Below are 7,445 nucleotides of genomic sequence, written 5' to 3' on the forward strand. Positions count from 1 at the left end.
ATTACTATGTAGCCATTCTATGGCTATTAAGCTTAGAAGATGAATAGAACAAAGGGTTTATATAAGAAAGGAGAGGAACCTAAAAAATACTATGTAACGGCTAACAGGCATTAGCCCAGACTTATGAGCACTTAAAAAATGCTCAGGCAGTCGGCGCCTTATGGTATGACGCCAAGGGATCTTCGGCATTATCTTTATAATTCGACAAAGCATCAATAAATAAAGAAAACAGCTCCGACTGGGAACTAATATCCAATTTATTATAAATATGCCACCGGTGTTGTTTCAGGGTAGATTCTGACAGCGATAAGCGCTCCGCAGCTGATTTTAAGGAGTGGCCCCCCAAAATCAAACGCACGACTTCTCGCTCCCTGACCGTTAATAGTGAGCTGCCAAAATTTTCCATGGCTGAATGTAAAGCTTTATGCAGGGGCGGGGATTCATCTACCGTCAGCTGATTGGAAAGCTTGGTCAGCAATACCTCCAGCAACGGCTCTAATATTTTCAACGCCTTAAGGTCTTTTTGAGAAAAACGCCTAGAAGGTTTGCAGCGTGAGAAGGAAAGATCAATAACCCTATCTGCATCACAGCGATAGGTAATATCTACCATATCGATAATATCGGTTTCACGATAGTAGGTTTTATAAATTTCAGTGTCGTAAAAATTATCTGGCGCCACATCATCTAAAATATTGACCCCCCATTTTTCCTCTTGCTCTACCGCAGCATAATACAGCGGGTCCAACAAATAGGCGCCTGCCATATAAATTTTTAAATCGCTCTCCATATCTCGCTGCGTACCTAAAGAATCAAAAAGCAGCTGCGGCCTATGCGACTTTGAATAAAGAAACACAGCACTTAATTCAAAATCAACAAAACGCTTAATAAAATTAATAATATTGGCTGGCTGCTCGGGGCTTTCACTTTGCATTAAAGCGCAAAAGCTATCGACGAGTAGTGCATTATCGAGCAAATTTTGAGGCATGAGAGTAACCTAAATATATAAAAGGGTAACGTAACAACGTACACCTCAATATAGACCAAAGGGTCTATCTCATAACAAGCTTATGGTTCTTATTTTAATTTTTCGTCAACACTAAGCTCGCGGGCTTCACTTTCTAACATCACCGGTATGCCATCACGCACAGGGTAAGCCAGGCCGCTGGCACGGCAAATCAATTCGTTTTTCTCTTTATCGTATTCAACCGGCGCTTTAGTGACAGGGCAAACCAAAATACTTAATAATTTTTTATCGATCATTTTTTACTCTCAATACGCTATTTGGGCATAGCCTCTACTAATAACTGTGGGTCTATACGGGATTGATACCAGTTCATGCGCCAATCTAAATGCGGGCCAGTAGCGCGGCCACTGGCGCCAACTTCGGCCACTATATCACCGGGCTGCACTACATCGCCTACCTTTACCAACACCTTACTTAAATGCATAAGCGTGGAAGACACCCCGTAACCGTGATCAATGATCAGGGTGCCACCGGAATAAAACATATCGTCATGGGCCAAAGTAACTATGCCGGAGGCCGGTGTACTCAGCGGTGTACCGGTGGGTGCCGCCACATCAACCCCATAATGGGGCCGTTTAGGCTGGCCATTATAAACACGCTGGCTGCCAAACACACCTGTAATTGGCCCGGTTAGAGGCCACACAAACTGGCCGGCAAAATCTTCACGCTGCTGTATTGCCGCCCTCGCCGCTCGCACCTGTGCGGCTTCAGCCCTGATACGCTTTAGATCTTGCTCCGAAGGGCTCATAATTTTTTTAGCTATGCCTTCTATGCGCTGGATATTATAGTCGCGGCGGGCGATATCCAGCCTGTGGGCAAGCGTACTGCCATCTGGCAAAGCCAGTGACAGCTGCATAGTAGCCGGGGCATCTCTATCAAAGCCCAGGCTAAACAAGCCCTGCTCGCTCACCCTGACCTTTTGTTCATCCAAACTAACCTCGGTGCCCGGCAGGCCACGCCCTATGACCAAACCGCCCTGTATAAAATGCCCGTTAAGGCTAACACCACCCAGCACCAACTCTTCGGCCCACAGCTTAGGGGTGAACAACAGCGTTAGTACTAACAAAATTTTTAGCAAGGCCTGCTCCTAACATTTGATTGATCAGCTTATTAACAGCCATTTCAACACAGGCCAAATCCTTAGGGCAAGCTTAAAAACTTAGGCCGCAGCTAGGGTGACAGCACTGCCTGCTGGCACTAAGATGATAAACAGTTATTTATCACCATACCCATATCGCCCCCTTATCGGAGATCCCTAGTGCAAAATGCCAGCTATAAAGACAAGCGTCGCTTTATTATTAAGCTAGGTAAAAACCTCCATAAATACGGTACCCCCACCGACAGGTTGGAAACGCATTTAGAGAGTACCGCCAAGTTATTAGGCATGAGTGCCGGCTTTATGGTCACCCCCACGTCTATTAATTTTTTATTCCAACACCCCGACGAGCACTACGACGACAATCATATTGCCAGAGTTAAACCCGGCGAATTAGATTTAGGTGCCCTGGCCCGCGCCGATGCGGTGGTGGATAAATTAGCCTGCGGCATGCTAACGCTGGCAGAAGCCGATCAACAACTGGACGACATCGCCCAGCAACCCAGCCGCTACTCGCCCTTGCTCACCTTATTAGCCTTTGCTGGCGGTAGCGCCGCCTTTGCCCTGCTCAGCCACGGCAGCTGGCACGATATTTACTCCTCGGCACTGGTAGGCATAGTGGTGTTTGCCCTAGTCACACTGGCACAACGCTATGAGCGCGTAGCCTATATGCTAGAGCCTTTGGCTGCCATCACCGCCGCTTTTTTAATTTGCTGCCTTAACCGTTTTGACCCGGCCATTAATGTGCCGCTGGTAATATTGGCCAGCATTATTGTGCTAATACCTGGCCTGGCGTTATTACAAGGTTTGGCCGAGCTATCGGCCAAGCATTTAGTATCGGGCAGCGCCAGGGTGATGGATGCACTGATGCAAATGTTTAAACTTTATTTTGGCTCATGGCTGGGCATCGCTTTAGCCTCTTCTTTTTTAGGCCCGCTGCAATATCAAGCGGTGAGTTTTACCACCACTTGGAGCGCTTGGGTGGCAGTGGCCACTTTAAGCATTACCCTAACCATCATTTTAAAAGCACGCCGCAAAGACATACCCTGGATGTTAGCCTCAGGCTGCATAGCCTACGGTGCCAGCCTGTGGGGCGCGGCGTATTTTGGCATTGCCTTAGGCGCTTTTATAGGCGCCTTTGCGGTGGGTATTTTTAGCAACCTCTATGCCCGTATGATGAAATCACCGGCCCTCATCCCCTCACTACCGGGGCTGGTAGTACTAGTGCCAGGCTCTAAGATTTTTATTCTGCTGAACCGCGCTATTTCCGGGCAAGAGCAATTTGCAGGCGATCAATTAGGGCAGCAGGCGTTTTTGGTGTTTATGTCGCTGGTGGCGGGGATAATTTTTGCCAACGTGATTACGCCGCCTAAGCGTAGTCTTTAAGTATTGTTGTTGTGGATTATAACGAACAGTGTCGAGCACGCCCGTAGTAGTATGTTGTAGTAGTTTAAATTTAATTTAAGATAAATTGATATTGAGGCCGACTCGAATCGTACAGTCGGCTTCGTGTCAAAAGCCGACATTCGACTGTAGACAAAGTAAAGGGTACTATCGGCCCAAAGCGGTCGTTTGTCTGTAAAGAACTAATCCTAGAACCACGGACCCTATCCCTTAGTCATAGGAACTAATATGGAAGTAAATTTTCGTTCTCACGAGCAGTTAAGTTGCATTTCTGGCTTAAGCGATCAGTGGATTAAGAAAGGAAACTCGCTTGCGATATTAAAGGGCTTTCCCGGCGTTGGAAAAAAGACGGTTTCTTATCTTCTCGCGCAGCAAGTTAAAAGGAAAGCGCTATTTTTAACTTTGGATGCAGACAGCGAGGATCCAGTTTCGTCAATGTATTTTGATCTGGCCTCTAACTTAGAATCTTTGGAGAATAATAAGGCTCGTCAAACAGAGATAGGACAATCGAGCATCCTTGAGCTTACTAAAGAAATTCTTAGTCGAGATGACTTGCTTATAACATTCGACAACTTAGAGCTCTTAATAGATAACAAAGGGCTTATTAAATCCAAAGGGCTTGCTAGTTTGTTTTCAGATCTATCCAGATCTCCTCGGTATAAAAGTAAGATTCTATTGCTAACTACTCGATCGCCCAAAACAGATTCATGGAATGAGTCGGCTTATACGCATACGTTGAAGGGGCTTTCTCCAACCGAAGGTTCGAGTTATCTCTTCTCTCTTGTTAAACGCAAAGGTTTACTTGAAAAATTACCAAAAGAAAAATGTGAATCTGTAGCAAGGAGGTTAGGCGGAAATTTCAGAGCTATATTGACTTTTGTAAACGCTGGGCTCGAATTTGAAAGTCTGGAGCACTTAATGTCATGGGCTCCTGAAGAATTCTCTCCAGGTGACGACACATACAGTCAAGAGCTTTTAGAGGAATTCGAAAGAACAATTCTTACAAAAGCTCAAGAAAGACTTTCTGAAACAGAACGGAGCGTCCTGAATTTCTGCTCGCTGTTTAGAAGATCGTTTTCTCGCTCATTTTTTAAATTCTTGGATGATCGTGACATTGTCTCAGATGGCGAAAACCCTAAGAGGGGCTTACTTGAACGCTATATACTGGATGAATACCTAGGTAGCTATTCGCTACACCCGATAGTGCGAGCTTCTCAGATTGCTAGTCTGAAGAGTAATTTGGCAGCTTGGCAAGCTGCACACAGTATTTCATCTGACTTTCTTCTTGACTCTTACCGAAACACGATATCGGATGGCGCTTTAAAATTAGCTAGTTCATATGCCGAACTTCGGCATCATCTTCTTGAAGCAAATCGCCTTTTTGAGCTATCTTCTATTAGCGAGCGCCTGACTGTCTTGCTTTCCAAATCAATTACTAAACAAATGCAATCTCAGGTTCCGAAAAATAAAATAACCTTGGCTGAACGCATAGCATTGATTTCTTGTTTACCTGAAGATAAGCGTTCCAATGGTATGAGTTATCACTTGGCGCTTTGTTTGCGAGCAAGAAATAATGAAGGTGATTTAGAAAAAGCGCTAAGCCATATTCGGAAGGCAGAATCTAAAAATATCTATTATGCATCTTGGCTTCTTAGGTTAGAGCTGGAGTATAGATTTAACGGTATCGATGCTGTGGATGAAGTATTGATACGTTATAGACGAGTTTCGGGTGATCGGAAAAAAGCAGCGTCAGTTTATGGGAAAGCAGCTGATCTAGCTGAAGTGGCCAAACGCCTAGACAAAGCGGAAGCCTATTTTAGGCAAGCTGTCGAATTCATCCCAGATGAATGCTTGGTTGAAATAGTGCCTGCCTATACCCGTTTACTCCGTAAGTTAGATAGAGATGGTGCTGCTTTAACTCTACTTCTCGAGTGTTTAGATCGACCCAGCATCACGCGTGTGTCTACAATATATGAGTCAGCTTCGAAACTCCTACTTGAAACGGGTGAAGCAAATCAGGCACTTAAGCTGGCCGAGCGTGGATTAGCAGATGAGCGAGCATCGAAAAAATGGGTTTTGCGATTGATAAAGGCTAACATCCTATGTGCTCAAAATAAAAACAAAGACGCTGTCGAATTTTTACAGAATTCGATACGCAATACAGGCAAAGAAGATCCTATCCGCTTGGTGGAGAAATGCGTAGAGCTTCTAACCGAGCAAGGGCGGTTAGAGGATGCTATCGGCCTTTTTGAAAAACAGTTACAACGTGCTCAACCCAAGAATCGGCCTGCAATGTATGTTGATTACGCTAAAAAACTAGAAAAAGCAGGGAGATCTGATCAAGCTATAAAGATACTTGAGGGTTATTTACAGTCTAAATCAGGTATCGACAAGACGGAAGCCTACGAGTATAGCTCGAACTATTATTTTTCGAGAAGAGACTTAACAGGATCAATTCGAATTTTGAAATCAGCTATCGGCGATCCCTTCATTGGAGATAAATTGAGGTTTTATAGAGATCTAGCCGATAGATATTATCGGGAGGGCAATATAGAAGCTTGCCTCAATGTATTAAACAGCGCTTTTATCGACCCCAATTGCTCTTCGGTTTATCAAGCCTACATGGACGCAAGTAAGTATCTATCGAAGGAAGAACGAATCGAAGATGCTATTGATGTTCTTGAAGAGGGGTTGAAGGCACCAGCTGTTGGTGACAGAGTTGCTATCGCATTGGAGTTGTCTAAAAGGCTATATACCGCAGGTAATTTAAATCGATCCGAATCGGTTCTCAGCGATATACTTAAGGATAAAAGAGCTAACGGTTTGTGGAGAGTTTATAAAAATCTTGCGGAATTATTGGCTGAACAAGGCAAAGTTGAAGAAGCCGGACAAGTTTATAACGAGGCAATTGAATCAGCCAAATCAAATAACAAAGCCGCCATATATATAAGCTACGCAAAATTTTTATGGTCGACGGAAGATATTAGTATTACGCTCCAATTTTTACAGAGCGCGATTGAAGATTTGCCCAATAATCAAGAGTTAAAGAATATACGGAAGTATATTGAGATCGAAAAGGAAAATGAGAATACCTTCGATGAGGTTTTCAAAAGAATCGAATATCTAAAACAAAAGATTGAAAATGAGAATCTTTATAGAGCGTTCTATAATAAAACTGGTTCTCTTGTTGATGATCTTGTTTCAGAGGAAACGATCCAGCAACATTTTAAATTGGTGTGGGCGAATACCAAGAGTAAAGTAAATGCTGAGGTTGGTAATGGTCAAGGTTACGTAGACTTCCAGATTACCAGAGGCTACGAAGATACAACGGTCGTCGAATTTAAGTTAGCTAAGAATTCAAGTCTCATGAATAGCGTCCCCAGTCAGGTAAAGGCATATGCCAGAGCAAACGAGACGATTTTTTATTATACGGTGATATTGTTTTTTAATGACAAAGAGAAAGAGAGGAGTCTAAAGCTCCTGGATTCATTGGAAAAAGAAGAGCGTAACAGGGTCATTTTGATTGACGCTACCGTAAAACTATCGGCTTCGAAGTTGAAGCGAGAAAGGGTTGCTCAGAATTTTGATGACTAGAGTATCTGGATTTTTTGATTCAGTCCACAAGGTCCGCTTCTGGCTGTTAGCTGTCAGATAATATGAGGAAGCTTTTTGTTCTTCTATGGGTCATTAACGACCACGTGCTTTGTCGAGAAACCAAGACTGCTCCAATTTCCGCTTTGGGGCGTTTAGAGACGATCAAAACCCCTAGTAATGTCAGATCAAACCTAAGCCCCGTAAGCGTAGCACCAACCACACTCTGCCAGTAACAATCAACTACCGATAAACTACCTCCTCCAATTATTCAGGGGTAGGTTATGAAACGCGATAAACAACAGTGGTTAACGCTAATTAACGCACAGC

Annotated in this window: 5 protein-coding genes; 2 read left to right on the plus strand and 3 right to left on the minus strand. The window is 43.9% G+C overall.

From position 1 onward, the window contains the following. Positions 1–142 precede the first annotated feature (142 nt). The 3 genes from NO559_RS16940 to NO559_RS16950 form a co-directional block, all read right to left on the minus strand. Positions 143–985 (minus strand): response regulator transcription factor, encoded by an 843-nt coding sequence (locus NO559_RS16940; RefSeq protein WP_258333064.1) that lies wholly within the window; start codon positions 983–985, stop codon positions 143–145. Positions 986–1,074: 89 nt separating this feature from the next. Beyond that, positions 1,075–1,260: a Trm112 family protein gene (locus NO559_RS16945; protein WP_258333065.1), complete on the minus strand. Its 186-nt coding sequence runs from the start codon at positions 1,258–1,260 to the stop codon at positions 1,075–1,077. A 17-nt stretch (positions 1,261–1,277) separates the two neighbouring features. After that, positions 1,278–2,102 carry a M23 family metallopeptidase gene (locus tag NO559_RS16950; protein ID WP_258333066.1) on the minus strand — a complete coding sequence of 275 codons (825 nt, stop codon included), beginning with the start codon at positions 2,100–2,102 and terminating at the stop codon, positions 1,278–1,280. A 180-nt stretch (positions 2,103–2,282) separates the two neighbouring features. Here NO559_RS16950 and NO559_RS16955 point away from each other — a divergent pair, with 180 nt between their 5' ends. Then, a complete protein-coding gene (locus NO559_RS16955; protein WP_258333067.1) occupies positions 2,283–3,506 on the plus strand; it encodes a threonine/serine exporter ThrE family protein in 1,224 nt (407 codons plus the stop codon). Positions 3,507–3,752: 246 nt separating this feature from the next. Further along, positions 3,753–7,118, plus strand: coding sequence for a tetratricopeptide repeat protein (locus tag NO559_RS16960; RefSeq protein WP_258333068.1), 3,366 nt, complete (start codon positions 3,753–3,755; stop codon positions 7,116–7,118). The last annotated feature ends 327 nt before the right edge of the window (positions 7,119–7,445 follow it).

It is taken from the genome of Dasania sp. GY-MA-18, from assembly GCF_024734385.1.
GTDB classification, from domain to species: domain Bacteria; phylum Pseudomonadota; class Gammaproteobacteria; order Pseudomonadales; family Dasaniaceae; genus Dasania; species Dasania phycosphaerae.

Excerpts from the sequence above, each read along its gene's own strand:
- NO559_RS16960 (WP_258333068.1), top strand. The coding sequence starts at position 3,753 with ATGGAAGTAAATTTTCGTTCTCACGAGCAGTTAAGTTGCATTTCTGGC.
- NO559_RS16945 (WP_258333065.1), bottom strand. The coding sequence starts at position 1,260 with ATGATCGATAAAAAATTATTAAGTATTTTGGTTTGCCCTGTCACTAAA.
- NO559_RS16940 (WP_258333064.1), bottom strand. The coding sequence starts at position 985 with ATGCCTCAAAATTTGCTCGATAATGCACTACTCGTCGATAGCTTTTGC.